26 protein-coding genes, 1 pseudogene and 1 riboswitch are annotated in these 23,818 nt (G+C 72.6%); of the genes and pseudogenes, 12 read left to right on the forward strand and 15 right to left on the reverse strand.

Annotated elements, in window-relative coordinates; all coding sequences use genetic code 11:
* Positions 1 to 106 precede the first annotated feature (106 nt).
* A complete protein-coding gene (locus ACFYNX_RS15165) occupies positions 107 to 742 on the forward strand; it encodes a ScbR family autoregulator-binding transcription factor (RefSeq protein ID WP_365542798.1) in 636 nt (211 codons plus the stop codon).
* A gap of 52 nt (positions 743 to 794) precedes the next feature.
* Here the strand turns inward: ACFYNX_RS15165 and ACFYNX_RS15170 are convergent, their stop codons facing one another.
* The 3 genes from ACFYNX_RS15170 to ACFYNX_RS15180 all read right to left on the reverse strand — a co-directional run bounded on the left by ACFYNX_RS15170 (position 795) and on the right by ACFYNX_RS15180 (position 3,581).
* Positions 795 to 2,156 (reverse strand): trehalose-6-phosphate synthase, encoded by a 1,362-nt coding sequence (locus ACFYNX_RS15170; RefSeq protein ID WP_365542800.1) that lies wholly within the window; start codon positions 2,154 to 2,156, stop codon positions 795 to 797.
* Between the two features lie 106 nt (positions 2,157 to 2,262).
* Positions 2,263 to 2,601 carry a hypothetical protein gene (locus tag ACFYNX_RS15175; RefSeq protein WP_388661751.1) on the reverse strand — a complete coding sequence of 113 codons (339 nt, stop codon included), beginning with the start codon at positions 2,599 to 2,601 and terminating at the stop codon, positions 2,263 to 2,265.
* Positions 2,602 to 2,639: 38 nt separating this feature from the next.
* Positions 2,640 to 3,581, reverse strand: coding sequence for a glucosyl-3-phosphoglycerate synthase (locus tag ACFYNX_RS15180; protein ID WP_388661752.1), 942 nt, complete (start codon positions 3,579 to 3,581; stop codon positions 2,640 to 2,642).
* Between the two features lie 149 nt (positions 3,582 to 3,730).
* Positions 3,731 to 3,878: riboswitch (SAM riboswitch) on the forward strand.
* Between ACFYNX_RS15180 and thrC the strand changes: the two genes are divergently transcribed.
* The 4 genes from thrC to groL all read left to right on the forward strand — a co-directional run bounded on the left by thrC (position 3,872) and on the right by groL (position 8,124).
* Complete coding sequence (thrC, locus tag ACFYNX_RS15185; RefSeq protein ID WP_365542805.1) at positions 3,872 to 5,182, forward strand: threonine synthase; 1,311 nt, start codon at positions 3,872 to 3,874, stop codon at positions 5,180 to 5,182. It overlaps the preceding riboswitch by 7 nt.
* A 32-nt stretch (positions 5,183 to 5,214) precedes the next feature.
* Positions 5,215 to 5,493 carry a MoaD/ThiS family protein gene (locus tag ACFYNX_RS15190; protein ID WP_356543131.1) on the forward strand — a complete coding sequence of 93 codons (279 nt, stop codon included), beginning with the start codon at positions 5,215 to 5,217 and terminating at the stop codon, positions 5,491 to 5,493.
* A gap of 412 nt (positions 5,494 to 5,905) precedes the next feature.
* Entirely contained in the window at positions 5,906 to 6,109 is a 204-nt protein-coding gene (locus ACFYNX_RS15195; RefSeq protein WP_015035246.1) for a cold-shock protein, read from the forward strand.
* 386 nt (positions 6,110 to 6,495) lie between these two features.
* Positions 6,496 to 8,124 (forward strand): chaperonin GroEL, encoded by a 1,629-nt coding sequence (gene groL / locus ACFYNX_RS15200; RefSeq protein ID WP_062753193.1) that lies wholly within the window; start codon positions 6,496 to 6,498, stop codon positions 8,122 to 8,124.
* 138 nt (positions 8,125 to 8,262) lie between these two features.
* On the opposite strand, the gene ACFYNX_RS15205 is transcribed toward groL, so the two are convergent.
* From ACFYNX_RS15205 to ACFYNX_RS15220, 4 genes are all read right to left on the reverse strand, one after another.
* Positions 8,263 to 8,976 (reverse strand): transporter substrate-binding domain-containing protein, encoded by a 714-nt coding sequence (locus tag ACFYNX_RS15205; protein ID WP_388661755.1) that lies wholly within the window; start codon positions 8,974 to 8,976, stop codon positions 8,263 to 8,265.
* Positions 8,977 to 9,021: 45 nt separating this feature from the next.
* A complete protein-coding gene (locus tag ACFYNX_RS15210; protein ID WP_388661757.1) occupies positions 9,022 to 10,545 on the reverse strand; it encodes a PTS transporter subunit EIIC in 1,524 nt (507 codons plus the stop codon).
* A gap of 45 nt (positions 10,546 to 10,590) precedes the next feature.
* A complete protein-coding gene (gene murQ / locus ACFYNX_RS15215) occupies positions 10,591 to 11,523 on the reverse strand; it encodes an N-acetylmuramic acid 6-phosphate etherase (protein WP_365542812.1) in 933 nt (310 codons plus the stop codon).
* Positions 11,524 to 11,594: 71 nt separating this feature from the next.
* Positions 11,595 to 12,512, reverse strand: coding sequence for a MurR/RpiR family transcriptional regulator (locus tag ACFYNX_RS15220; protein ID WP_125658047.1), 918 nt, complete (start codon positions 12,510 to 12,512; stop codon positions 11,595 to 11,597).
* A gap of 110 nt (positions 12,513 to 12,622) precedes the next feature.
* On the opposite strand from ACFYNX_RS15220, the gene ACFYNX_RS15225 reads away from it, so the two are divergent.
* Together ACFYNX_RS15225 and ACFYNX_RS15230 are read left to right on the forward strand one after the other, a co-directional pair.
* Positions 12,623 to 12,979, forward strand: coding sequence for a hypothetical protein (locus ACFYNX_RS15225; RefSeq protein WP_365542814.1), 357 nt, complete (start codon positions 12,623 to 12,625; stop codon positions 12,977 to 12,979).
* A 34-nt stretch (positions 12,980 to 13,013) separates the two neighbouring features.
* Entirely contained in the window at positions 13,014 to 13,283 is a 270-nt protein-coding gene (locus ACFYNX_RS15230) for a DUF4031 domain-containing protein (protein WP_365542816.1), read from the forward strand.
* Positions 13,284 to 13,407: 124 nt separating this feature from the next.
* On the opposite strand, the gene ACFYNX_RS15235 is transcribed toward ACFYNX_RS15230, so the two are convergent.
* From ACFYNX_RS15235 to ACFYNX_RS15255, 5 genes are all read right to left on the reverse strand, one after another.
* Positions 13,408 to 14,637: a Cmx/CmrA family chloramphenicol efflux MFS transporter gene (locus ACFYNX_RS15235; protein ID WP_388662550.1), complete on the reverse strand. Its 1,230-nt coding sequence runs from the start codon at positions 14,635 to 14,637 to the stop codon at positions 13,408 to 13,410.
* 241 nt (positions 14,638 to 14,878) lie between these two features.
* Positions 14,879 to 16,981 (reverse strand): LamG-like jellyroll fold domain-containing protein, encoded by a 2,103-nt coding sequence (locus ACFYNX_RS15240; protein WP_388661760.1) that lies wholly within the window; start codon positions 16,979 to 16,981, stop codon positions 14,879 to 14,881.
* 177 nt (positions 16,982 to 17,158) lie between these two features.
* The gene (locus ACFYNX_RS15245) at positions 17,159 to 17,827 is read right to left on the reverse strand and encodes a hypothetical protein (protein ID WP_365543179.1); all 669 of its coding nucleotides are present in this window, start codon (positions 17,825 to 17,827) and stop codon (positions 17,159 to 17,161) included.
* Between the two features lie 1,142 nt (positions 17,828 to 18,969).
* Entirely contained in the window at positions 18,970 to 19,203 is a 234-nt protein-coding gene (locus ACFYNX_RS15250) for a hypothetical protein (protein ID WP_388661762.1), read from the reverse strand.
* A complete protein-coding gene (locus ACFYNX_RS15255; protein ID WP_388661764.1) occupies positions 19,200 to 19,433 on the reverse strand; it encodes a hypothetical protein in 234 nt (77 codons plus the stop codon). Before ACFYNX_RS15255 ends, ACFYNX_RS15250 begins: the two co-directional genes overlap by 4 nt.
* Before the next feature lie 109 nt (positions 19,434 to 19,542).
* Between ACFYNX_RS15255 and ACFYNX_RS15260 the strand changes: the two genes are divergently transcribed.
* From ACFYNX_RS15260 to ACFYNX_RS15275, 4 genes and pseudogenes are all read left to right on the forward strand, one after another.
* On the forward strand, positions 19,543 to 20,364 hold the full coding sequence (locus ACFYNX_RS15260) for a helix-turn-helix transcriptional regulator (RefSeq protein ID WP_125667449.1): 822 nt from the start codon (positions 19,543 to 19,545) through the stop codon (positions 20,362 to 20,364).
* Positions 20,357 to 20,548: a DUF397 domain-containing protein gene (locus tag ACFYNX_RS15265; protein WP_388661766.1), complete on the forward strand. Its 192-nt coding sequence runs from the start codon at positions 20,357 to 20,359 to the stop codon at positions 20,546 to 20,548. The genes ACFYNX_RS15260 and ACFYNX_RS15265 overlap by 8 nt, the downstream gene beginning before the upstream one ends.
* Before the next feature lie 96 nt (positions 20,549 to 20,644).
* Positions 20,645 to 20,929 carry a hypothetical protein gene (locus ACFYNX_RS15270; RefSeq protein WP_388661767.1) on the forward strand — a complete coding sequence of 95 codons (285 nt, stop codon included), beginning with the start codon at positions 20,645 to 20,647 and terminating at the stop codon, positions 20,927 to 20,929.
* Positions 20,911 to 21,321 (forward strand): annotated as a pseudogene (locus ACFYNX_RS15275) (PIN domain-containing protein); the annotation flags it as partial. The gene ACFYNX_RS15270 and the pseudogene ACFYNX_RS15275, both read left to right, overlap by 19 nt.
* Positions 21,322 to 21,371: 50 nt before the next feature.
* On the opposite strand, the gene ACFYNX_RS15280 reads toward ACFYNX_RS15275, so the two are convergent.
* Positions 21,372 to 21,896, reverse strand: coding sequence for a DUF6328 family protein (locus ACFYNX_RS15280; protein ID WP_125667452.1), 525 nt, complete (start codon positions 21,894 to 21,896; stop codon positions 21,372 to 21,374).
* Positions 21,897 to 22,022: 126 nt separating this feature from the next.
* On the opposite strand from ACFYNX_RS15280, the gene ACFYNX_RS15285 reads away from it, so the two are divergent.
* Positions 22,023 to 22,334 carry a DUF2087 domain-containing protein gene (locus ACFYNX_RS15285; protein ID WP_388661769.1) on the forward strand — a complete coding sequence of 104 codons (312 nt, stop codon included), beginning with the start codon at positions 22,023 to 22,025 and terminating at the stop codon, positions 22,332 to 22,334.
* 44 nt (positions 22,335 to 22,378) lie between these two features.
* Here the strand turns inward: ACFYNX_RS15285 and ACFYNX_RS15290 are convergent, their stop codons facing one another.
* Complete coding sequence (locus tag ACFYNX_RS15290) at positions 22,379 to 22,753, reverse strand: hypothetical protein (protein WP_365542832.1); 375 nt, start codon at positions 22,751 to 22,753, stop codon at positions 22,379 to 22,381.
* Between the two features lie 74 nt (positions 22,754 to 22,827).
* On the reverse strand, positions 22,828 to 23,778 hold the full coding sequence (locus ACFYNX_RS15295) for a helix-turn-helix domain-containing protein (protein WP_388661771.1): 951 nt from the start codon (positions 23,776 to 23,778) through the stop codon (positions 22,828 to 22,830).
* Positions 23,779 to 23,818: the final 40 nt, after the last annotated feature.

A 23,818-nucleotide genomic window follows, 5' to 3' on the forward strand; every position in this document is an offset into this window, starting at 1 on the left:
GACGAGCCCTTGACCGGATCGAAAATATACCTGCCGGAAGGTATATTGCAATGACTTTAAGGGTGGTGCCGAGCTCCACCGGACCGCTCGATGAGAGGTTGGACGCGTGACGTCGACACCGAGAGACCCGGCCACCGAGTCCGTCCCCGACGGTCCCGAACTCAAGCAGGAGAGAGCCTTCCTGACGCGTGCTCAGATCCTGAGCGCCGCAGCGGAGCTCTTCGCGGAGAAGGGCTACCGCACCACCTCGATGCTGAACGTGGCCGACCGCGTCGGCATGACCAAGGGGGCGGTGTACTTCCACTTCCGCAGCAAGGAGGCGCTGGCGCTGGCCGTGGTCGAGAACCACTACGGCCGCTGGCCGGCGGTGATCGAGGAGGTGCGGGCCACGGGCCTGGGGCCGATGGACACCCTCCGGGAGGTCCTCGACCGGGCGGCACAGGCCTTCCACACGGACCCGGTCATGCAGGCCGGCGCCCGGCTGCAGTTGGAACGGCCGCTGATCGAGGCCGACTTGCCGCAGCCGTACGTGAGCTGGGCGGGCCTGCTCACCGATCTGATGGAGCAGGCCCGCGAGGACGGGGAGCTGCGCCCGGGCGTGGAGCCGGAGGCCGCCGCGCGGGTGCTGCTCTCGGCCTTCTTCGGCATGCAGCACATCTCGGACGCGCTCAGCCGCCGGAGCGACATCCTCCAGCGCTGGGAGGAGATGCGGAGCCTGCTGTTCTACGCCCTCCGGGCCTGACCGGGCCGCCCCGCGCAGGAGGCGCCTCGCGGAGGAACCGGGCGAGGACGCCCTACGCGGGGTTCCTCAGCGCCTCCAGTTGGTTCAGGAACCAGCGCTGCGGCGGCAGGGCCGTGGACGCCGTCGCCAGGCGCTTGGTGCGGTCGGCGCGCTCGGAGGGGGGCATCGTGAGGGCCGCGTGGAGGGCCTCGGCGGTCGCCGAGACGTCGAAGGGGTTCACCGTGAGGGCGTCCTCGCCCAGTTCCTCGTACGCGCCCGCCTCCCGGGACAGGACGAGGGCGCAGCCCTCCTCCGAGACCACCGGTATCTCCTTGGCCACGAGGTTCATGCCGTCGCGGACCGGGTTCACCAGGGCCACGTCCGCCAGGCGGTAGGCCGCCAGGGAGCGGGTGAAGTCGTCCTTCACCGAGACCAGGACCGGCGTCCAGTCCTCCGTGCCGAACTCGGCGTTGATCTCCTCCGCCAGGGCCGCCACGGCGGTCGTGTACGAGCGGTAGACCTCCAGGTCCTGGCGCGAGGGGTAGGCCGACGCCAGGTGCACCACCCGGCCGCGCCACTCCGGGTGGGCGGTCAGGAGCTCGCGGTATGCCAGCAGGCCGCGCAGGATGTTCTTCGACAGCTCGGTGCGGTCCACGCGGACGATGGTCTTCCGGTCGCCGACCTCCGCCCGCAGCTCCGCGAGCCGCTCGTCCACCGCCGGCCGGTACGCCAGCGCCCGCAGCTCCTCCGCGTCGACGCCGAGCGGGTGCACCGCGACGCGCGTCCCGGTGCCCGTCACGTCCGCGCCCGCCGCGAAGGCCTCGGCCCAGGCCGTCGTGTGGAAGCCCAGCTCGTCCGCGCCGAGCATGCCCCACAGCAGCTCCTCGCGGATGTCGTCCGGCAGCATCCGCAGGTACTCCGGGGACGCCCACGGGGTGTGGGTGAAGTGCGCGATCCGCAGGTCCGGGCGCAGCTCGCGGAGCTGCCCGGGGACCAGGGCCAGGTGGTAGTCCTGCACCAGGACCGCCGCCCCCTCGTCCGCCGCCCCGGCCAGCGCCTCCGCGAAGGCGCGGTTGTAGGCGCGGTAGGACTCCCACCGGCGCCGGAACTCCGCGTCGTACACGGGCTCGCGCGGGACGTCGTACAGGTGGTGGTGGAGGAACCACAGCACCGAGTTCGCGATGCCGTTGTACGCGTCCGCGTACACGTCCGGGTCGATGTCCAGCATCCGCACGCCGGGCTCCCCGACCCCGCGCCGGACCGCCTCCCGGTCGCCCTCGCCGAGCGCCGCGCACACCCACACGCTGTCCTGCGAGGAGACGGCGCTCAGGCCGGAGACCAGACCGCCGCCGCCCCTGCGGGTGTCGAGCGAGCCGTCCTCGCCGAGCACGTACGAGACGGGACCGCGGTTGGATGCGACGAGCACAGTAGCCATGTGGCGAACCTAGCCCGTCCCGTAAACGCTCAAACGTACGTATACAAGACGGGGGGATCTCGGCCACGGAGCGTCAGCGGGAGCCCGGGAGGGGCTTCGCGGGACCTCAGAGGTCGGTGCGGTCGCGCAGGGCCGCCCTCGCCACCAGGCCCGTCGCCGCCAGCGCCGTCACCAGGCCGCCGAACAGCCAGAGCCGTTCCTCGCCGCCCCGCGCCCGCGCCGGGGTGACGGACCGGCCGCCGTGCGCGCCCGGCGCCGGGGAGGCCGGGACGGAGGCCGGGAGCGCGGAGACGGAGGCCGGGGGCACGGATGCCGGGGGCGCGGAGACGGACTCCGGCGCGGGCGCGGGAGCCGCGCCCGTCGCCGTCGCCAGGAGTGCGGCCGCCGCCACGCCCGCCGTCGTCAGTACCCTGCCCGCACCTCGCCCGAAGCCCATGGAACCCATGGCAGATGAATGTATGTAAAACGGGTCATGAGAACGCGTTACGCCACGCGGCGGCGCGCGTACTCCGCGATCTCCGTCATCGGCGGCCGCTCCTCCGTGTCCACCGGGTACGTCCGCGGCTCGAAGCCCGCCTCCCCCCGCTCGAACTGGGTCAGCCACGGCCGCACCAGGTGCCCCCGCGACAGCCGGAGCTGCGCCGTCCGGTAGATCGTCGCCGCCATCCGGCCGAGCGCGTGCCCGTCCTGGTGCCGGTGCTTGCGGACCCCCACGTCCACCTGCGCGAGCCCGTCCAGGCCCACCGTGTGCAGCGCGTCCACGAGGAGTCCCAGCTCCACTCCGTAACCGACCGGGAAGGGCAGCCGCTCCAGGAGCGAGCGGCGGGCCGCGTACTCGCCGCCGAGCGGCTGCACGAAGCCGGCCAGTTGCGGCCAGTGCAGGTTGAGCACCGGGCGCGCCATCAGCTCCGTCACCCGGCCGCCCTGGCCGGGCGCGTCGCCCAGCGGGCGGTCGTACATCGCCTTCACGAGGTGCACCTCGGGGTCGGTCAGGAGCGGGCCCACGATCCCCGTCACGAAGTCCGCCGAGAAGTCCCGCAGGTCCGCGTCCACGAAGCAGACCACGTCCCCGCCCGTCACCATCAGTGACCGCCACAGGACCTCGCCCTTGCCGGGCACGGCCGGTATCCGGGGGAGTATGCCGTCGCGCGCCACCACCCGCGCCCCGGCCGCCGCCGCGACCTCCGCCGTGCGGTCCGTGGAGCCCGAGTCGAGCACCACCAGCTCGTCGACGAGCGGCACCGCCTCCGACATCAGCTCGCGGCGGATCACGCCCACGATGTCCCCGACGGTCGCCTCCTCGTTCAGCGCCGGCAGCACCACGCTGACCGTCGTCGAGCGCTTGGCGGCGAGGATCCGCTCCAGCGGCCGGTCCGCCACGGACCAGGACCGCCGGGACAGCCAGCGCTCCACCTCTTCCAGCACGTGATCTCCATCTCGCGGTTCGGACGGGCCGTCCAAGCGCCCGGGCCTTCGGTTACAGTCTTGAACAACGCAGCGACCCCGCGCACGTCGGGGTGGCGACCGCGTCGGAGCACGGGAACGAAAGTCCCGGTGCTTCCACAATCGAATACCGCTCATCCAGAGGGGCAGAGGGAAACGGCCCGTTGAAGCCCCGGCAACCCTCCAGTCGGTTCGTCTCGTGATCCACCGAGGCCCCCGGCTAGGGAAGGTGCCAAATCCGTCTCATGGCGAAAAATTCGCCATTGAGAAAGATGAGGAGAAAGGGCCTCCCCTCCATGGCTGTACAGACCGTCGCACCCGCCACCACCGTCGACCTCGGTTCCGCGTCCGGGCTCTCCTGTCGCGAATGCGGTGAAGTCTTCGCCCTCGGCCCGATCTTCGCCTGCGAGCTCTGTTTCGGACCGCTCGAAGTCGCGTACGACCTGCCGGTCGGCGACCCCGAGGAGCTGCGGAAGCGCATCGAGGCCGGCCCCGCCAGCATCTGGCGCTACGCCCCCCTCCTGCCCGTCCCAGCCGACGTCGCCGAGAAGCCGAACCTGAACCCCGGCTGGACCCCGCTCGTCAAGGCCGACAACCTGGCCCGCGAGATCGGCGTCGCCCCCGGCAGGCTCTTCGTCAAGGACGACTCCGGGAACCCGACCCACTCCTTCAAGGACCGGGTCGTCGCCCAGGCCATCGAGGCCGCCCGCGCCTTCGGCTTCACCACCCTCTCCTGCTCCTCCACCGGCAACCTGGCCGGCGCCGTCGGCGCCGCCGCCGCCCGCGCCGGCTTCCGCTCCTGCGTGTTCATCCCGCACGACCTGGAGGAGGGCAAGGTCGTCATGGCCGGCGTCTACGGCGGTGACCTCGTCGCCATCGAGGGCAACTACGACGACGTCAACCGCTTCTGCTCGGAGCTCATCGGCGACCCGCTCGGCGAGGGCTGGGGCTTCGTGAACGTCAACCTGCGCCCGTACTACGGCGAGGGCTCCAAGACGCTCGCGTACGAGATCTGCGAGCAGCTCGGCTGGGTCGTCCCCGACCAGATCGTCATCCCGATCGCGTCCGGCTCCCAGCTCACCAAGATCGACAAGGGCATCCAGGAGCTCATCAAGCTGGGCCTCGTCGAGGACAAGCCGTACAAGATCTTCGGCGCCCAGGCCGAGGGCTGCTCCCCGGTGTCGGTGGCCTTCAAGGAGGGCCACGACGTCGTGCGGCCCCAGAAGCCGAACACGATCGCCAAGTCGCTCGCGATCGGCAACCCGGCCGACGGCCCGTACGTCCTCGACATCGCCCGCCGCACCGGCGGCGCCGTGGAGGACGTGAACGACGAGCAGGTCGTCGACGCGATCAAGCTGCTCGCGCGGACCGAGGGCATCTTCGCCGAGACCGCGGGCGGCGTGACCGTCGGCGTCGCGCGCAAGCTCGTGGAGAACGGCCTGATCGACCCGGAGCTCACCACCGTCGTCATCAACACCGGCGACGGGCTCAAGACCCTGGACGCGGTGGCCGACACCTCTCGGGAGACCGTCACCATCCGCCCGAGCCTGGACGCGTTCCGCGACGCCGGCCTGGCCCACTGAACTCCTCCGGTCCCCCGAAAGGTCAAGAAGCCATGGCAGTGAACGTCCGCATCCCCACCATCCTCCGCACCTACACCGGCGGGCAGTCCGAGGTCCGGGCCGAGGGCGCGACCCTCGCCGAGGTCATCGCGGACCTGGAGAAGAACCACACGGGCATCGCCGCCCGCGTCCTGGACGACCAGGGCAAGCTGCGCCGCTTCGTCAACGTCTACGTGAACGACGACGACGTGCGCTTCGAGCAGGGCCTGGAGACGGCCACCCCGGCCGGCTCCGGCGTCTCGATCATCCCGGCGGTCGCCGGCGGCTGCTGAGCCGCGTTTCCCGAGCGGTACCCGTTGTCCCGTCTTTCTTGAATTGCCCCTTCCGCGTCCATAAGCGGAAGGGGCAATTCTGCATGGTTGAGCGCGGTAGAGTTGGGGAAGCCCCCTCCACTGCTCATGCCGGGTGCATATGAAAACGCGCCTCGACCTGACAAGAAGCAGTCAAACTGTGTGCGCGTTGTGCACCTTCTGCGCGCTTTGCCGGGCCCGACTTGCCCCGCGATTCAGGGGAACCTCCCCAATTCTCCTCTCCGTGCTGCCCAGAATTCTCGCCCGAATGGCCTGTTGCAGAGGGCAGTTGGACAGATACATTCAGCGGCGGTCGACGCGTTCCGGCGCAGGGTCTGACCCGGGGTTCGTGAAGTGCGGCCCCGCGCAAGGGCCAGTAATAGGGGAGTTAGGCATGGCTCAGGGCACCGTCAAGTGGTTCAACGCGGAGAAGGGCTACGGCTTCATCGCGGTCGACGGTGGTGCGGATGTTTTCGTCCACTACAGCGCGATCCAGATGGATGGCTACCGCAGCCTCGAAGAGGGACAGCGAGTCGAGTTCGAGATCTCGCAGGGCCAGAAGGGTCCGCAGGCGGACATGGTCAAGCTCGCCGTCTGAGCGCGGCGCGATCGGCCACCGACGCAACGCCGTCGAGGGGCCCGCATCCCCCAGGGGACGCGGGCCCCTCACGCGTTCCCGGACCCCCCTCCGACCCTGGCCGCCCCTTCCCGCTCCCTTCCCGAAACCCGAGAGTCGCTTGCGCCCTCCCGTCGCCCGACCGCCACCCCCCATCGACGTTCCTCCGGAACGGCTTGCACTCTCATGGGGCGAGTGCTAATCATTGGCGTTAGCACTCGGAAGGTGAGAGTGCTACGAGGATCGGGCAGACGAGGTCGCCGGCCGGGTGGGGCAAGGAACCACGCGGAGCTGCGGAGGCCGTCCGTCGCGGGCGTCGGCGCGGTCCTGGAGCGTTATCCACCCCATGTCCGGGAGGACCACTTCACATGGCCAAGATCATCGCGTTCGACGAGGAGGCCCGGCGCGGTCTCGAGCGCGGCATGAACCAGCTCGCTGACGCCGTCAAGGTCACCCTCGGCCCCAAGGGCCGCAACGTCGTCCTCGAGAAGAAGTGGGGCGCCCCCACGATCACCAACGATGGTGTCTCCATCGCCAAGGAGATCGAGCTCGAGGACCCGTACGAGAAGATCGGCGCCGAGCTGGTCAAGGAAGTCGCCAAGAAGACGGACGACGTCGCCGGCGACGGCACGACCACCGCCACCGTCCTCGCCCAGGCGCTCGTCCGCGAGGGCCTCCGCAACGTCGCCGCCGGTGCCAACCCGATGGCCCTCAAGCGCGGCATCGAGAAGGCCGTCGAGGCCGTCTCCGGCGCCCTGCTCGAGCAGGCGAAGGACGTCGAGACCAAGGAGCAGATCGCCTCCACGGCCTCCATCTCCGCCGCCGACACCCAGATCGGCGAGCTCATCGCCGAGGCGATGGACAAGGTCGGCAAGGAAGGCGTCATCACCGTCGAGGAGTCCCAGACCTTCGGTCTGGAGCTGGAGCTCACCGAGGGCATGCGCTTCGACAAGGGCTACATCTCGGCGTACTTCGCCACTGACATGGAGCGCATGGAGGCGTCGCTCGACGACCCCTACCTCCTGATCGTCAACTCCAAGATCTCCTCCGTGAAGGACCTCCTCCCGCTCCTGGAGAAGGTCATGCAGTCGGGCAAGCCGCTGCTGATCATCGCCGAGGACGTCGAGGGCGAGGCCCTGTCGACCCTGGTCGTCAACAAGATCCGCGGCACCTTCAAGTCCGTCGCGGTCAAGGCCCCGGGCTTCGGCGACCGCCGCAAGGCCATGCTGAACGACATCGCCATCCTCACCGGCGGCACGGTCATCTCCGAGGAGGTCGGCCTCAAGCTGGAGAACGCGGGCCTCGACCTGCTGGGCCGCGCCCGCAAGGTCGTCATCACCAAGGACGAGACCACCATCGTCGACGGTGCCGGTGACAGCGAGCAGGTCGCCGGTCGCGTGAACCAGATCCGCGCCGAGATCGAGAACAGCGACTCGGACTACGACCGCGAGAAGCTCCAGGAGCGCCTCGCGAAGCTGGCCGGCGGCGTGGCCGTCATCAAGGCCGGCGCCGCGACCGAGGTCGAGCTCAAGGAGCGCAAGCACCGCATCGAGGACGCCGTTCGCAACGCGAAGGCGGCCGTCGAGGAGGGCATCGTCGCCGGCGGTGGCGTGGCCCTGCTCCAGGCGTCCACCGTCTTCGAGAAGCTGGAGGCCGACCTCTCCGGCGACGAGGCCACCGGTGCCGCGATCGTGAAGCTGGCCCTGGAGGCCCCGCTGAAGCAGATCGCCGTCAACGCCGGCCTCGAGGGCGGCGTCGTGGCGGAGAAGGTCCGCAACCTGCCCGTCGGCCACGGCCTGAACGCCGCGACCAACGAGTACGTCGACCTCATCGCCGAGGGCATCATCGACCCGGCGAAGGTGACGCGCTCCGCGCTGCAGAACGCCGCGTCGATCGCCGCGCTGTTCCTCACCACCGAGGCCGTCATCGCCGACAAGCCGGAGAAGGCCGCCGCGCCGGCCGGCGGCGGCATGCCGGGCGGTGACATGGACTTCTGATCCTCGGGGATCTCCGGATCCCGGGATCGGCGGTTCGTCGCTGGACGCGAACGAGGGCGGCACCCCCACGGGGGGTGCCGCCCTCGGGCGTTGGGGCACCGCAGGTCGTTCGGGCCCGCGACCGGTCCCCGACGGAGGTCAGGGGGCCAGCAGGCCCGTGTCCTGCCCCGCGCGGCGCAGCGCGTCCGTGACGAAGCCGTTCGCCTTCAGCTCCTCGACCGTGTCGCGCAGGAAGGCGAGGGTCTCCGGGGCGCGGGAGAGCGTCGTGCCGACCGCCTGCCGGATCTCCATGAAGCGGCCCTCGATCAGCCGGACGCCGGGGTTCTCCCGTACGTACGCGGTCAGGGGCTGCCGGATGCCCGCGCCCGCCTCCAGGCCCTCGGCGCGGAAGACGTCGACGCCCTCCTCCCCGCGCACGACGGTCGCGTGGGCGAGGGTGCGGGACAGGAACAGGTCGTAGGCGGACCCCTTCTTGACCCCGATCCGGACGCCGGGGGCGTCGACCTCCTCCACGGTGCTGAGCGCGGAGTCGCGCGGCACGGCGTACACGCCCTCGATGACGACGTACGGGGCGGTGAACGCGACCTCCGCCTCGCGCGCCGGGTCCACGGCGAGGAAGCAGAGGTCGGCCCGCCCGTCCGCCATCGCCTCGAACGACTTCCGCGCCGCGTCGAAGCAGAGCGGCTCGACCCCGACCCCGAGCCGCGCCCCGATCTCCCGGGCCAGGTCGACGGTGATCCCGGAGGGGTTCTCGGGGGTGCCCCGGGCGAGCACCGGGTTCCCGAGGTTGACGGAGGCGCGGAGGACTCCGGTGGGGGCGAGGTCGGCGGCGATGCGCTGCGTGGTGGTCATGGGCGCGGAGTCTAGGGAGCGGCCCGGTCCTTCCGTACGGGGGTGTCAGAGCTTGGCCGGTTCCGGGGTCGGCTCCGCTTCGGGGTCCGACGGGCCCGTCGCGCCCGTCGAGGCGGTCACCTCGACCGTTCCCGCCTCCGTCTCCACGTCGAACTCCTCCAGGAGCCGGGCGCTGAAGCCCCAGAAGTACGTCGCTGCGAAGCCGGCCAGGTAGCCGACGAGGAGGCCGCCCGCGTAGATCGCGATCGTCCGGCCCAGGCCGTGGTTGCCGTCGAGGAGCGGGAAGAGGGCCCAGCCCGACGGGCCGATCGCGGTCGAACCGACCTTGTCGCCCAGCATGCTGAAGAGGCCGACGAAGCCGCCGCCGAACGCGCCGCCCACGCAGGCGGTGACGAAGGGGCGGCCCAGGGGGAGCGAGACGCCGTAGATCAGGGGCTCGCCGACGCCCAGGAAGCCGGCCGGGAGGGCGGACTTGATGGTGCGGCGGAGGGAGCCGTTGCGCGGGAGCTTGAGGTAGACCGCCATCGCCGCGCCGACCTGGCCCGCGCCCGCCATCGCGAGGATGGGCAGCAGGACGGTGTAGCCCTGCTGTTCGATGAGCGTGGTGTGGATCGGAATGAGCGCCTGGTGCAGGCCCAGCATCACCAGCGGCAGGAAGAGCCCGCCCAGGACGAGGCCCGCGCCCGCTCCGGCGTGCGCGAGGAGCCAGTCGGCGAAGTCGCCGATCGCGGTGGAGACCTCGCCCGCGACGAACATCAGGCCGAAGATCGTGACCAGGCCGGAGACCAGGACCGTGAGCGTCGGGGTGACCAGGACGTCCAGGGACTCCGGCACCCACCGGCGGCACCACTTCTCCACGTACACCGCGAGGACCGCCGCGCCCAGCGCGCCGAGCACACCGCCCTGGCCGGGGGAGAGCGTCTGGCCGAAGGCGTCGACCTTGGCGACGCCGGGGAAGACGATGATCGCCGCGACCGCGCCGCCGAGGATCGGGGTGCCGCCGAACTCCTTCGCCGTGTTGAAGCCGACGAAGACCGCGATGAGGGCCATGAAGCCGCTGGCCATGGCGGCGAGGGCGGGGGTGACGGCGGGGAGCCACCCGAGGTTGACCAGGAGGCCGTTGAGGCCGGCGATGATGCCGCAGCCGATGAGGGCGGGGATCAGCGGCACGAAGACGTTCGCGATCCGGCGGAGGAACAGCTTGAACGGGGTCTGGTTCCGCGCCTTCCGGGCCGCCCTGATCGCCGCGCCCTGCGCCGCGAGGCCGTCGGCGGAGGACGTCGGGTCCGCCGGGGCGCCGTCCGCCGGCGCCTCGGCCGTCAGGGCCTCGAACTCCGGGGTCACGCGGGCGACCGTGCCCGGCCCGAGGACGATCTGGTACGTGTCGTCCTCCACGACGCCCATCACGGCCGGCAGGGCCTTGAGCTCCTCGTCCCGGACGAGCGAGCGGTCCCGCAGGCCGAGGCGGAGGCGGGTCATGCAGTGGGCGACGGAGGTGATGTTCCCGGCGCCGCCGACGAGGGGGAGGATCGCGGCGGCGACGGCGCGGTTCTTGTCGTCTGTGCTCATGGTGCGGTGGTGCCTTGCTGTGTGGGGGAGGGGGCCGTGCGGGGTCTACCGGGCGTGCAGCGCGGCGCGCAGGTGGCCCCGGGAGTCCGTGAGGAGCTCGGCGGCGGCCGGGGCGTCGACGTCCGCGAGGATCATGAGGATCGCGTTCTTCACCTCGCCGTCGGCGGCGGCGAGCGCGGACTCGATCCGCTCGTCGGGCGCGCCGGTGGCCAGCGCGACGATCCGCCGCGAGCGGGCCTGGAGCTTCTCGTTGGAGGCGCGGACGTCGACCATCAGGTTCCCGTACGTCTTGCCGAGCCGGATCATCGTGATCGTCGAGATCATGTTGAGGACGAGCTTCTGGGCGGTGCCGGCCTTGAGCCGGGTGGAGCCGGTGAGCAGCTCGGGGCCGGTGACGACCTCGATGCCGTGCTCGGCGGCGGCGGCGAGCGCGCTGTCGGCGTTGCAGGACAGGCCGAGGGTGAGCGCGCCGAGGGCGCGGGCGTGCTCGACGGCGCCGACGGCGTACGGGGTGCGGCCGGAGGCGGAGATGCCGACGACGGTGTCGTCCGGGGTGAGGCCGAGCGCGGTGAGGTCCTCGACGGCGAGCTCCCCGGAGTCCTCGGCGCCCTCGACGGCCTTGACCATGGCGGAGGGGCCGCCCGCGATGAGCCCGACGACCTCGGCGGGGTCGGTGTTGAAGGTGGGCGGGCACTCGCTGGCGTCGAGGACGCCGAGGCGTCCGGCGGTCCCCGCGCCCATGTAGATCAGGCGGCCGCCGCGGGCCATCCGCGCGGCGGCGGCGTCGATGGCGGCGGCGATGGCGGGGAGCTGCCGGGCCACGGCGGCGGGGACGGTCTGGTCCTCGCCGTTCATGGTGCGGGCGATCTCCAGGGTCGGGAGCTGGTCGATCTCCGCGAGCTCGGGGCGGAAGGCCTCGGTGGTGAGGGTGGCGAGCTGGGCGCGGAGTTCGGAGTACGTGGAAGCGGAAGCGGACACGTGCGGCTCTTTCGGTACGGCGGCGTCGTCGGCGCCGGGGCTCTACGGGTGCGGGTGGTGCGGGTCGCGGTTCAGCGGGTGCGGGGCGAGTGCCGGTGGGCCAGGGCCTCGTAGGAGGCGGCGAGGGCCGGGGCGGCCGTCTCGTACGTCCGCTGGGTGACGCAGGTGAACAGGCAGTCCACGACCAGGAGTTGGCTGGTGCGGGACGACATGGCCGCGGGGCGCAGTTCGCTCTCGCGGGCGGTGGAGGTGGTGAGGACGTGGTCGGCGTACTGGGTGACGGGGCCGTCCGGGCGGCCGGTGATCGCGACGGTGGTGGCGCCGTGGTCGAAGGCGACCCGGAGCGGTTCTATGACGTCGCCGGTCGAACCGGAGTGGGTGATGGCGAGGGCGACGTCGCCGGAGCGGAGCTGCACGGCGTTGGTGACGGCGAGGTGCGGGTCGCTGTGGGCGTGGGCGACCAGGCCGATCCGGAGCAGCTTCTGGCCGAGGTCCTGCGCGACGAGCCCGGAGGCGCCGACGCCGTAGATGTCGACGCGGCGGGCGGTGGCGAGGGCGGCGACGGCGGCGCCGAGCTGGACGGTGTCGAGCCCGGCGGCGGTGTCGGCGAGGGTCTGCTGCTCGTCGTAGGCCAGCTTGGCGACGACGTCGGCGATGGGGTCGTCCACGGCGATGTCGGCGGTGACGGCGGGCGCGCGGCCGGACTGCTGCTGGGCGGCGAGTCCGGCGAGGGCGAGGCGCAGGTCGCGGTAGCCGGGGTAGCCGAGGAGGCGGGCGGTGCGGACGACGGTCGCCTCGCTGGTGCCGGTGAGCTCGGCGAGGCCGGTGACCGTGAGGGCGGCGCAGCCGGCCGGGTCTCCGGCGACGGCCTCGGCGACGCGCTGCATGGAGCGGGTCATGGAGGGCGCCAGGGTCCGCACCTTGGCCGCGAGGGCGGCGGGGGCGGGGGGCGCGTCGCTGGTGAAACTTTCCTTCACGTCATTGGTCACGCCTGAAAGATACTTTCGGAAAGGTGGTGCGACAAGCCCCTTCCGGTGTCCGGAACCGGAAGGGACCTTCGCCCTTTCCGGCGGCTTCCGGGCCGGGTGACAATGAGGGCATGGACGAGATCGACGCGGTGGAGCAGGCGCTGCACACCGCCCGCGCGCTGGTACTGGCCGATCTCGCGGCCCGGCAGGTCGCCGCCGCCGAGATGGTGTCGATGGTGGAGGACGCGGTGACCCACCGGCGCTGGTGGGTCGAGCAGTGGCCGGAGGGGGTGTCGTACGTGGCGGGGCTCGTCGCCCAGGACGTGCAGGACGCCCTGCTCGAACGGTACGGGCGCTGGCCGATCTGCCCCGTCTGCGCCTCGGGCGACCCGCACGCCCTCGACGTGGAGCCGGAACTCGGCCCGGACCCGCACTGGGTCTGCGGCGAGCAGGGCGTGGTGGTGGCGCCGGTGGGCGGCCTGACGTGAGCGGCGGGACCGGGGCGGCGGGAGGGGTCCGCGCATGACGCTCTACATCGACCCGCCGACCTGGCCGGGGCACGGCCGCATGTGGTCGCACCTGGTCAGCGACGTCTCCTTCGAGGAGCTGCACGCCTTCGCGGCCACGATCGGCGCCCCGCGCCGCGCCTTCGAGCGGGACCACTACGACATCCCGTCCCACTACTACGCGGCCGCGGTGACCGGCGGCGCGGTCGAGGTCGGCTCGAAGGAACTCCTCCGCCGCCTCACCGCGGCGGGCCTGCGACGGCCGAAGGGACGGTCGGCGGGCTGACCCGCCCCGCAGGACCGGAGGACGTACGCGGCCCCGCAGGACCGGAGGACGTACGCGGCCCCGCCGGGCCGGAGGGCGTACGCGATTCCGCAGGACCGGAGGGCGTACGCGGAGGATCCCTGCCTCAGCCCGACAGGGACGACGGCTCCCGGCCGTCCTTCGCGGGGGCGGCCGCCCCGCTCCCGGTCACGACGTGGCCGCCGCCCGGCGTCCGCCGGGAGAGCCTCAGGGCCACCGCGGCCGTTCCCAGCCCCACCGCCGTCATCGCCGCGCCCGCCCAGGCCGTGGAGGCGAAGCCGAGGCCCGCGTCGATGACCGTGCCGCCGAGCCAGGGGCCGCCGGTGTTGCCGAGGTTGAAGGCGGCGGTGGTGGTGGCGCCGGCGAGGGTGGGGGCGGCACCGGCCACGTTGAACATGCGGGCGTTGAGGGCCGGGGCGGTGTAGAAGGCGGAGACGCCGAGGAGGAAGGCCAGCAGGACCGTGACGACCGGGCTGGACGCGAAGAGCGCCAGGGCGACCAGGAAGACGGTCGAGGCGGCGATGCCGCTGAGCATCACCCCGAAGAGGTGCGCGTCCGCGACCCGGCCGCCGATCGTCGTGCCCACCAGGGCGCCGATGCCGAAGAGCCCGAGGACGACCGAGACCCAGCCCTTGTCGAGGCCGGAGACGTCGGTGAGGAGCGGGGCGAGGTACGAGAAGGCGCAGAAGACGCCGCCTGCCGCGAGCGCGGTGACGACGACCGAGAGGAGGACCTGGCGGTCGCGGTAGATCGTCAGCTCCCGCCGGAGCCGGGGCCGGGTCTCGGGGACCGGGATGCGCGGGATGCGGGTGAGGACGCCGACGAGGGCGATCGCGGAGGCGAGGCCGACCGCCCAGAAGGCGGAGCGCCAGCCGAGGTGGTCGCCGAGGAAGGCGCCGGCGGGGACGCCGAGGACGTTGGCTATGGAGAGCCCGCCGATCATGACGGCCATGGCCCGGGCCCGCGTGTTCACCGGCACCATCGCGATGGCGACGGCCGCGCCGACCGCCCAGAACCCGGCGCAGGCGAGCGCGCTCACGACCCGGGAGGCGAAGAGCACCCCGTAGTTCGGCGCGAGGGCGCCCGCGACCTGCCCCAGGCCGAAGACGGTGATCAGGGAGATCAGGGTCGTCTTGCGGGGGAGCCTCAGGGTCGCCACGGCGAGCAGCGGGGCGCCCACCACCATGCCGATCGCGAAGGCCGAGATGAGCAGCCCGGCGCGCGGGATGGAGACGTCCATGTCCTCCGCGATGGCCGGGAGCAGCCCGGAGAGCATGAACTCGCTCGTCCCGAGCGCGAAGACGGAGAGGCCGAGGATGTAGACGGCCGTCGGCATGCGGGTGCTCGTGGGGGCGGTGGTCCCGGTGGGGGCGGGCTCGGCTGAGGAAGGCGGCATGACATGGGTCAACCGTGGATTCATGCCTGTCATTCCGTCCTGCCGGACCGTCTTGGCATGTGGATACGTCCCTGGGGCGCGTGCCCCGGGGGCGTGCGCCCCAGGGACACGCGCCCCGGGGGCACGGAGGGGCCGCCCGTTCCCGGCCGGGGCCGGGCGGCCCCTCACCGGGGGGCGCCGCTCAGCAGAGGCAGGGCTCGCCGCCGCCGCCGAGCCCGATGACGTCCCTGTCCCGCAGCGCGCCGGAGTACGCCTGGACCTCGTCCACGTCCCCGCGCAGGTACTCGCCGGGACCGCGGGCGGTGAGGCCGCGGCCGATCTGGAGCGGACCGGTGCCGCGCCAGGACGTCGGAAGGGCGGCGGTCGCACTCGCGTTGGTGTACCCGTCGAGGTACAGCTTGACCGTGTTGGTCGCGTCGTCGTGGACGACGGCCAGGTGGTGGCCCTGGCCCTGGCCGCCGTCCGCCGGGACGATCTGCGAGAGGACCAGCTCGGGCGCGCCGGCCTTGTCCCGCTTCGGCACGACGAGCTGCCAGGCGCGGGCCGACGGGCTGTAGCGCACCTTGAAGGCGTCCGCGTACGTGCCGGGCACGGACAGCACGGTCATCGGGCGGGCCGGTTCGGGGTCCGCGAGCCGCACGGTCACGCCGACGCTGAAGCTCTCCGAGGTGTCCACGACCGGCCCGTCGGCGACGGCGTGACCGGCCTTGCCGTCCAGGGTCAGGTGGCCGTCGCCGACCAGGGCGTACGGCACGTCCGGGCAGTCGGGGTCGAGGTCCGGGACGCAGGACCCGTCGGGGCCCCGGTGGATCGTCGCCCCGGTGCGGAGCCGCAGCGGTCCGTCACCGGCCGCCCCCGGGCTGGCGCCGTCCGTCGCGGTCTCCAGGGCCCAGTGGCCGAGCCGCTTCGGCTGCCGGTGGGCGAGCCGGGTCACCTCGTCGGCGACGACGACGCGGTCGTGGACCCGGACGTCCCCGAGGTCGCCCTTCCAGTGCCGGTCGTAGCCGGTCCCCTGACGGGCCCGGCCGAGCTGGAACGCGCCGGTCGCCGCGGCGGGGACGGCCCGCACGGCGGTGCCCACCGGGCGGCCGTCGACGTACAGCCGGACGTCACCGGTCTCGGCGTCGCGGAGGCCCAGGAGGTGCGCCCACTCGCCGGTCTCCGGAGCACCGCCCGACACCCGTGCGTCGCCGAGGGCGAAGGACCAGACGGGGCCGGAGGCCTCCGTGCGCAGACCGAGGACGTAGGCGGACCCGCCGGCCGCGTCCTGGCTCGCGACCGTCATGGCGCGGTCGGTCCGCGCGGGGCGGACCCAGGCGCTGACGGCGAAGGTCCCGCGGGTGTCGACGGCCGGGGCGGGCGCGGTGAGGAAGGCCTGGCGGCTGCCGTCGAGCGCGGCCGTGGAGGTGAGGGAGGTGCCGGTGGGCGCCGCGCCGCCGAAGGTCACGCCGGTGCCGGCCCGGGCGGCCGTGCCCTTCTCGGCGGCGGCGCTCGTGGACCCGGCGGCGTCGGCCAGCTTCCAGTGGGCGACCGGCACGCGGCCGGCGTTCACGAAGAAGTGGTGGTAGACGCTCGTGCTGCTCCGGCCCGCCCGGTCGATCGCCCGGACGGTCAGGTAGTCCGGGCCGTTCCTCTGCGGCAGGAAGCGGACGGTCGCGCCGCCGCCGGGCTCGGCGGGACGGGCGGTCCCGTAGGGGCCGCCGACGAAGCCGTACTCGTACGCGACGACGTCGGGCGACGGGGAGTCCACGGTGAAGGAGCCGTACACGCCGACGCCGTCCCGGTACTGGTCCGCCGGGTACTCCTCGGAGGTGACGACCGGGGCGTTCGGGCTCACGCGGTCGATCACGAACCGGCAGGCCGCGCCCGCCCCTTCGGAGCTCCACGCGGAGACCGCGGTGCCGTCGTTCGCGCGGACGTGCCACGAGACGACGGTGTCGGCCGGTACGTCCGGCGGGAGCTGCCAGCGCTGGGCGGTCCCGGAGGGCAGCGGGTACGAGGAGGCGTAGGTGCGGCGCTGCTCGGCTCCGGAGGCGTCCGTCCACCAGGCCTCGAACTCGCCGGAGACCATATTGGCCTCGGAGGGCTGGTTGTCCTCCACCGGGTCGCGCAGCACGGCCGTGACGAAGGGCTCCGTCGCGACGTACGCGGGCGCGTCGCCGGTGGCGCAGGGCTCGGAGTTCGTCCGGAGGTCCTGGACGAGCGGCTGCTCCGGCGGCAGGTTGTCCGCCGCGTGCGCGGTGCCGGGCACGGCCGTCACGACCGACGCGACGACCGCGGCCACGGTCGCCGCCGCGCCCCACCCCGCGTACGACCCTCTTCCGGCGCGTCTCGCGCGACCGGGCTTCCGACTGGACAAGCGTCCCTCCCCTGAAAGCGGTCGCGGTCCGTGATCACGGACCGCGTGCCGGAGGCTAACAAGGGCCGCTGACGAGCGAGTAGTGGTTTTGTCGCGGGCGCCTCAGCCCGCCCGTCCGGTCAGTTCCTTCAGCTCCCGCTCCACGTTCTCGCGCGCCCGCTCCTCCCACACCGCCGCCCCGTAGGGGGTGCGGAAGAGCCGGGGGAGGTCGAGGAGGTGGCGCAGGACGGCGGCGCGGCCCTCGCGGAAGGCGTCGTCGGGGACGAAGCCGTACTCCTCGCGGACCGCCGCCGCGTACGCCGCGTACGCGGCGGGGTCGCTCGCCAGGACCGCGAGGTCCGCGTCGCAGAGCGTCTCGCCGTTGAGGTCGCCGCCGTCCGGGTCGTGGGTGACGGTCAGGCGCACCAGACGGGCGACCTCGGTCACCTCGTGCGGGGTGAGGCCCGCCTCGGCGAGGGCCTTCTCGGCCAGGAGCGCCGAGCGCTCCTCGTTCTCCGAGCGGTCGGGGCGGTAGACGGCGTCGTGGAACCAGGCGGCGAGCCGTACGAGTTCCAGCTCACCGCCCTCGCCGCCCTGGTCGGCCAGCTCGTCGATGCGGTCGAGGACCGCCCGCAGGTGGTCGACCGTGTGGTACCGGCGCTGCGGCTCGGCCCAGCGGGCGAGCAGGTTCCGCCCGTACGGGGCGGGGTCGGGGCCCTCGCGTCCGGCGCGGGCGGCGAGCAGGGTGGCGTTCCAGCGCCGGAGGAGCGCGGGGTCCTGGTCTGCGGTCATGGGGGCATTGTGCCCGTCGGGACCGTCGGTCGACCGCCACCGGACGGGCGGTTCGGTCCCCGTTCCGGTTCCGCCCCCGGCCGCGCACCCCCGGCAGTACGCCTCGTCCGCGACGGGCCGGAACAGCATCGGCTGCACGTGCTCCCCGGCGCACTCCCGCGCCCCGGCCAGCCGCGCGGACAGCCGAGGCCCCTCGGACACCGGGGGCGGCACTTCGCGGGGCGGCACCTCCCGCAGCAGGTACCGGACGAGCCCACCGGGCCGGTGTACGGGCGTCCCGGCACCGGGGAGGCCGCACAGGACGTGCTCGTGCACGTCGGCGGAGGTGTGTCCGGCCTCCAGCCACCGGGCGGCGAGCCGGGCGAGTTCGTCGCGCATGCCGGGCGGGATGCGGCGCAGGGCGGGGGAGAGCAGGGGGAGGGCCCCGACGAGGGCGCGGGCGTCTTCGAGGGGCCGGGGCTCTCCGAGGGGCCGGGGGCCCTCGGGTGCGGGCTCCCCGTCCCCGCCCCCGCCCCCGTCCGGAAGGTGGGAGGTCTTCTCCTGGAGGTCTTCTTCTGGATGACCGCCGGTGGACGGGTGCACCGGAACACCGGCGACCGGATTCCCGTCACCCGGTACGACCTGCGGGGACGCGGGCTCCCGGTGGAGGAGGCGCGGCTCCCGGGCGAAGATCTTGGCCGCCTGCTCACGGGTCAACGGGTCGGCGGAGATGAGCTGTTGCGTCACCCACAGCCCTCCGGCCACCTGCGTCCGACGCTCGTGGACGAACCCCTCCGCCATGAGCTCGCGCTTGGCCTTGGTGAACGAGTCGCCCCCGATCCTGGCCCGTTCAGCGGTACGGGACAGGTTTTCGCGGGCGTCCTCGGGAAGGGAGAGCTGCCAGGTCAGCAGCCGCACGGCGTGGGAGTTCAGCCGGGGGTGCCGGATGATGTTGTGCGAGAACGGCGAGAAGCCGCGCGAGGGCGCGTTAAGGTGCCGGTAGATCACGGTGGGAGTGTTGCCTTCCACTGGGGTTCAGGCCCTCGACGATGGTTCTCAGGTCATCGGCGGGGGCCGTTTTGCGTGAACGTACCGCAGCGGCATATGCCCGGACGGACACGAAGAGTGAAGACCGCCCGTTCGAGTGACGGGCAGTCACATCATCATTCGGATAGCGGAGACGGCTCCCGGGCCGAGGTGCTGATGACCCGTACGGCTCCGCTCGGGGTCAGGCTCGCGCGCTCCTCCGGACTCGCCGTCCAGCACTGGTCGGCCGCCGCCTCCCACAGATAGCCGCTGGGGCGGGCCAGGACCAGCATGTTCCCGTGCGCGGAACGGACTTGCCCGGTGAGCGCCCGCTGCGCGTCGGTCACGACGTCGCCGATCCGGTACCTCACGCGCGGACCGCCCGCGCGGTGCGCAGGAGCACGGTCAGCCGCTTGGCCCCGCCGATGCCGACGGTCCCGAGCCCGTACCGGTGCGTGTCCCCGCCGGGTCCGTGCGTGACGTCCCGGTAGAGCCCGCTCGTGGGAAGGCCGGCGGTGTCCATGGCGTCCTTGAGCTCCCGGTACACCCGGGCGGCTTCGGCTTCGCCGACGGGGCGGGAGGGGGGTGGGATTGCGCTCATGGGGGGTTCCCTTTCTGGTGGATCTTCTCCGGGACGCCTCCACGATCGCGCGTGCCGCCCTACGCTTTCCAGGAGTTGAGTTCCACTGCGCAGGTGAGGAACGGGGCATATGCCAGGACCCCAAGATCTAGACCCCGGCGACAGCGTCGAGCAGTACCTCGGGAACATGGTCCGCGAGGCCCGGCTGGTGCTCGGACGCGAGTGGACGCAGACGTATCTGGCGACCAAGGTCTTCAGCAGTACGACCCGGATCTCCGAGATCGAGCGGGGCGAGGATCCCCCGGACCGGGACCTGGCGAAGAAACTGGAGGTGGTGCTCCAGCTCCCGCCCGACTCCCTGGTGAACCTCGTGAAGATCGTGAGCCAGCAGAGCGTTCGCGACTACGCGAAGACCTACTTGCGCCGTCAGCTCGAAGCCACCGCCATCCACGAGTTCTCCATCGTCGTGCCGGGACTGCTCCAGACCGCCGGTTACGCGCGCGGGGCGATGGAAGCGGGCCTCGCGGGCGCGCCGAGTCTGATCGGCGACTACGTCCAAGGACGCCTGGAACGACAGGCGGTACTCGAACGCTCCGACCCGCCCTGGATGGTGACCGTCCTGGACGAGGCCTGCCTACGGCGTGAGACCGGGGGCAAACAGGCGATGCGGGAGCAGATCGAGCACCTGCTTGCCATGTGCGAACGCCCCAACGTGAACGTCCAGGTGTTTCCCATGAGCGGCGTGCCGGTGGCCGGCTCCTTCGCCCTGCTCACCCTTCCGAAGGGGGAGCGCGGAGCGTACACGGAGGGCTTCAGCACGGGTAGTTACACGGAGGACCGTACCGAAGTCCTGCAATTCCAGCGGGTCTATGATCTCCTGCAACAGGATGCCCTGAGCGTCCGGGCATCCCTTGAACTGATGCGTGCCATTGCGAAGGAACACGATGACTGAGACATCTCCCAACTGGCACAAGAGCACGTACAGCGGCAACACCAACGACGCCTGCGTCGAGGTCGCCGACAACCTCCCCCTCGTCCGCGTCCGGGACACCAAGGACCACACCCGGGGCGAACTGACCGCCACCCCGGCCGCCTGGTCCGCGTTCACCGCGTTCGCGCGGACGCACGCGGTCTGACCACTCCCGGCACCCCAGGGCCTTGCCACGCGGCGGGGCCCTTCGTGCGGAGGAGCGTCCGTTTCGCTTTTCCCACTCGTTTGACACACTGGATGCATGTCCGAGACGACTTACAACATCGGTGAAGGTCCGGCGACGCGCGTCAGCCTTTCCCTGCCGGAGGGGACGGCGAAGGCGATCCGGTCCCGAGTCGGTAAACGCGAGTTCTCCGCGTTCATCGCGGCGGCTGTCGAGCGGGAGCTGCGGGGGCAGGTGCTGGACGAGTACCTGGCGGACTACGAGAGCTGCAAAGGACCGGTCTCCGATCAGGCGAGGCAAGGGGCGCGCCAGGTCTTCGACGAGGTGTTCGCGGACGAGGACCAGTGGCCCGCCGCAAGCTGACGCACGAAGGAACGCTCGTCCTCGACAGTGAGGGTCTCTCCAAGCTGCTCGACGACGACGAGACCGTGGTGGCGCTGGTCATGGAGGCGCGTACCCGTGGCATGGAGGTCGTGATCAGCGCCCTCACCGTCATCGAGGCCGTCCACGCCCGGACGAACAGGGCCAGGCTGAACGGGGTGCTGTCCGGTCTGAGGGTGGTCCCCGTGGGCGACGAGGAGGCCAGGGCGGCTTCGGCCTTGCTGATGGAGGCGGGCCTTCACGGTCACAAGTACGCCATCGACGCGGCGGTTGCGGAGGCCGCTCTCCGCCAGCAGCGACCCGTGGTCATGCTGACCTCGGACGTCGACGACATGAGCAGGCTGTGCGGCGCCCGGGTCCGGCTCGTTGCGGTTTGCCCCCCCCAAGGGGTACGACGAGCGACCGCGCGAGTGCCGCGCCCGGGCTACTCGCGGCTGGTGTAGTGCCGTCTCGCCCAGAGCGGGAGCGCGAACCACAGGGTGAACAGCCAGACGCCGACGATCCCCGCCAGCCAGGCGGCGAGCGTGTCGTCGAGGGCGACCCGCAGCAGCATGAGCAGGGTCAGGACGGTGGTCACCGCGAGCAGCAGCAGCCCCGTCCTGGCCATCCGGGCGGCGAGCACCACCGTCTGCGGCTTGATGCGGCGGCCCGCGACCATCCGGTGCAGGGACACCGGGCCGATGAGGGACCCCGCACTGGCCGCGCCCAGCACGACCGCGGTGACGTAGAGGGCGCGGTCGGTGTCGCCGAGGTCGGTGAAGGCGGGCTGGAAGACGGCGATGAACAGGACGCCGAAGAGGATCTGCACGCCGGTCTGGGCCACCCGCAGCTCTTGGAGCAGGTCGGCCCACATCCGGTCCGCGCGCTCCTCGGCCGATTCGTCGCGCCCCCGGCGCGGGTCGGCGGGAGGGGGCGCGGCGCCCCCGAGGCCTTCCGGTTCCGGTGCCATGGCGCGCTCCTCGCCGTGGTCTCCCACGGTGTCTTCCCGAGCCCCCTACGGGAAAGTCTCCCACCGCTCCGGCCCCGTCGAAAATCCTTTGCGGCGGGCGGGACGCGGGCGCCAGGCTCCTCGTCCATGACCAGTCACCCTTCTTCCTCCACCGTCGCCGACCTGTTCTCCGCCGACGGACGCCTCAAGGCGGTCCCGCGCCGCGCCGCCCGCCGCGAGGCGCTGCTCGCGCACCTCGCCGCGACCCTCTTCGAGGACGGCCGTGCCTACGGCGAGCCCGAGGTCAACGAGGCCCTGAAGGGCGTGCACGAGGACTTCCCGGCCCTCCGCCGCCACCTCGTGACCGGCGGCTTCCTCTCCCGTACGAAGGACGGCTCCGCCTACCGCCGACAGCAGCGGACCGACGCCCCGGGAGACGTGATCACCGCCGTCGCGTGACGGGCGCGGTCAGGCCCCGGGCAGCAGCCGGCGTCGCCGTCCGGTCAGCGCCCCCGTCGCACCCCCGAGGCCAGGGCGATCGTGCCCGCCGCCAGTCCCACGGCCGCTCCCACCGCCAGTACGCCGCCGCGCGAGCGCCAGGACAGGACGGCCCCCTTCGACCGGGCCGAGAAGACCGAGCCGACGCTCAGCCAGGAGCCGACCGAGCCGACCGACAGGGCCGAGCCGACCGAGCCGACGCTCGCCCAGGACCCGATCGCGCCGACCGAGTGGGCGGAGCCGACCGAGCCGATGGAGAGGAACGACCCCACCGAGCCGATGGAGAGCATCGAGTCCACGGACCCGATCGAGAGGAACGAGTTCCGGGACCAGAGGGAGAGGGACGAGTCCCCCGAGCGGGAGGCCGGGCGAGAGGTCATACGGCGATCCTAGGGACCCGGGGCGCACGGCGGGAGGGCGCCGCGCGGTCCCGTCCGCCCGGAGGCCGGCGCCCCTACGCGCGGCTCCGGAACGTGCGCCGGTACGTGTCCGGCGGTACCCCCAGCGCGTTGTGGAAGTGGCGGCGCAGGGTCGTCGCCGTGCCCATGCCCGTGCGGGTGGCGATCAGTTCGACGCTGTCGTCCGTGGTCTCCAGGAGTACCTGGGCCCGGTGGATGCGCTGGGTGTGCAGCCAGCGCAGCGGGGTGGTGCCGGTGGTGGCGGTGAAGCGGCGGGTCAGGTTCCGGGTGCTCATGTTCATCCGGCGGGCGAGGTCGGGGACCGTCAGGGGTGCGTCGAGCCGGGCGCCCGCCCAGGCGAGGAGGTCCGCGAAGGCGTCGGCGGCGTCGGCGGACGTCGGCGCGGCGACGTACTGCGCCTGGCCGCCCGCGCGGCGGGCCGGGACCAGGAGCCGCCGGGCCAGTTCGGCGGCGACGGCGGCGCCGTGGTCGGCGCCGACCAGGTGCAGGCACAGGTCCATCCCGGCGGCCTTGCCCGCCGAGGTCAGGACGTTGCCGTCCTCCACGTAGAGGATGTCCGGGTCGACCTCGATCCGGGGGTGACGGGCCGCCAGGTCGTCGGTGTGCGCCCAGTGGGTGGTGGCGCGGCGGCCGTCCAGGACGCCCGCGGCCGCCAGGACGAACGCCCCCGTGCACAGCGACACGATCCGCGCGCCCCGCGCGTGCGCCGCCCGCACGGCCTCCAGGAGGTCGGCGGGCGGAGCCGCGTCGACGTCGGTGCAGGACGGCACGATGACGGTGTCCGCGCCGGCGAGGTCGTCGAGGCCGTGCGGGGCGTCGATCCGGAGCCAGCCGCCGACCCGGGCGGCGGCGGTGTCCCGCGCGGCGCAGACCTTGAAGTCGTACCAGCCGTCGGTGATCCCGCGGTCGACGCCGAACACCTCGCAGGCCGCCGCGGTCTCGAACAGCATCGTCCCGTCGTGGACCGCCAGCGCCACAGAACTCATGCCGGGAGTGTACGGAGCCGCCCGGACCTCCACCCCTCTG

The organism is Streptomyces sp. NPDC007872 (assembly GCF_042868165.1).
Lineage (GTDB): Bacteria > Actinomycetota > Actinomycetes > Streptomycetales > Streptomycetaceae > Streptomyces.

Excerpts from the sequence above, each read along its gene's own strand:
- ACFYNX_RS15205 (WP_388661755.1), bottom strand. The coding sequence starts at position 8,976 with ATGACCACCACGCAGCGCATCGCCGCCGACCTCGCCCCCACCGGAGTC.
- ACFYNX_RS15235 (WP_388662550.1), bottom strand. The coding sequence starts at position 14,637 with ATGCCGACGGCCGTCTACATCCTCGGCCTCTCCGTCTTCGCGCTCGGG.
- groL (WP_062753193.1), top strand. The coding sequence starts at position 6,496 with ATGGCCAAGATCATCGCGTTCGACGAGGAGGCCCGGCGCGGTCTCGAG.
- ACFYNX_RS15280 (WP_125667452.1), bottom strand. The coding sequence starts at position 21,896 with ATGGCACCGGAACCGGAAGGCCTCGGGGGCGCCGCGCCCCCTCCCGCC.
- thrC (WP_365542805.1), top strand. The coding sequence starts at position 3,872 with ATGAGGAGAAAGGGCCTCCCCTCCATGGCTGTACAGACCGTCGCACCC.
- ACFYNX_RS15195 (WP_015035246.1), top strand. The coding sequence starts at position 5,906 with ATGGCTCAGGGCACCGTCAAGTGGTTCAACGCGGAGAAGGGCTACGGC.
- ACFYNX_RS15270 (WP_388661767.1), top strand. The coding sequence starts at position 20,645 with ATGTCCGAGACGACTTACAACATCGGTGAAGGTCCGGCGACGCGCGTC.
- ACFYNX_RS15285 (WP_388661769.1), top strand. The coding sequence starts at position 22,023 with ATGACCAGTCACCCTTCTTCCTCCACCGTCGCCGACCTGTTCTCCGCC.
- ACFYNX_RS15210 (WP_388661757.1), bottom strand. The coding sequence starts at position 10,545 with ATGAGCACAGACGACAAGAACCGCGCCGTCGCCGCCGCGATCCTCCCC.
- ACFYNX_RS15170 (WP_365542800.1), bottom strand. The coding sequence starts at position 2,156 with ATGGCTACTGTGCTCGTCGCATCCAACCGCGGTCCCGTCTCGTACGTG.
- ACFYNX_RS15245 (WP_365543179.1), bottom strand. The coding sequence starts at position 17,827 with ATGACCGCAGACCAGGACCCCGCGCTCCTCCGGCGCTGGAACGCCACC.
- ACFYNX_RS15295 (WP_388661771.1), bottom strand. The coding sequence starts at position 23,778 with ATGAGTTCTGTGGCGCTGGCGGTCCACGACGGGACGATGCTGTTCGAG.
- ACFYNX_RS15225 (WP_365542814.1), top strand. The coding sequence starts at position 12,623 with ATGGACGAGATCGACGCGGTGGAGCAGGCGCTGCACACCGCCCGCGCG.
- ACFYNX_RS15290 (WP_365542832.1), bottom strand. The coding sequence starts at position 22,753 with ATGACCTCTCGCCCGGCCTCCCGCTCGGGGGACTCGTCCCTCTCCCTC.
- ACFYNX_RS15265 (WP_388661766.1), top strand. The coding sequence starts at position 20,357 with ATGACTGAGACATCTCCCAACTGGCACAAGAGCACGTACAGCGGCAAC.
- ACFYNX_RS15255 (WP_388661764.1), bottom strand. The coding sequence starts at position 19,433 with ATGAGCGCAATCCCACCCCCCTCCCGCCCCGTCGGCGAAGCCGAAGCC.
- ACFYNX_RS15230 (WP_365542816.1), top strand. The coding sequence starts at position 13,014 with ATGACGCTCTACATCGACCCGCCGACCTGGCCGGGGCACGGCCGCATG.
- ACFYNX_RS15190 (WP_356543131.1), top strand. The coding sequence starts at position 5,215 with ATGGCAGTGAACGTCCGCATCCCCACCATCCTCCGCACCTACACCGGC.
- ACFYNX_RS15175 (WP_388661751.1), bottom strand. The coding sequence starts at position 2,601 with ATGGGTTCCATGGGCTTCGGGCGAGGTGCGGGCAGGGTACTGACGACG.
- ACFYNX_RS15260 (WP_125667449.1), top strand. The coding sequence starts at position 19,543 with ATGCCAGGACCCCAAGATCTAGACCCCGGCGACAGCGTCGAGCAGTAC.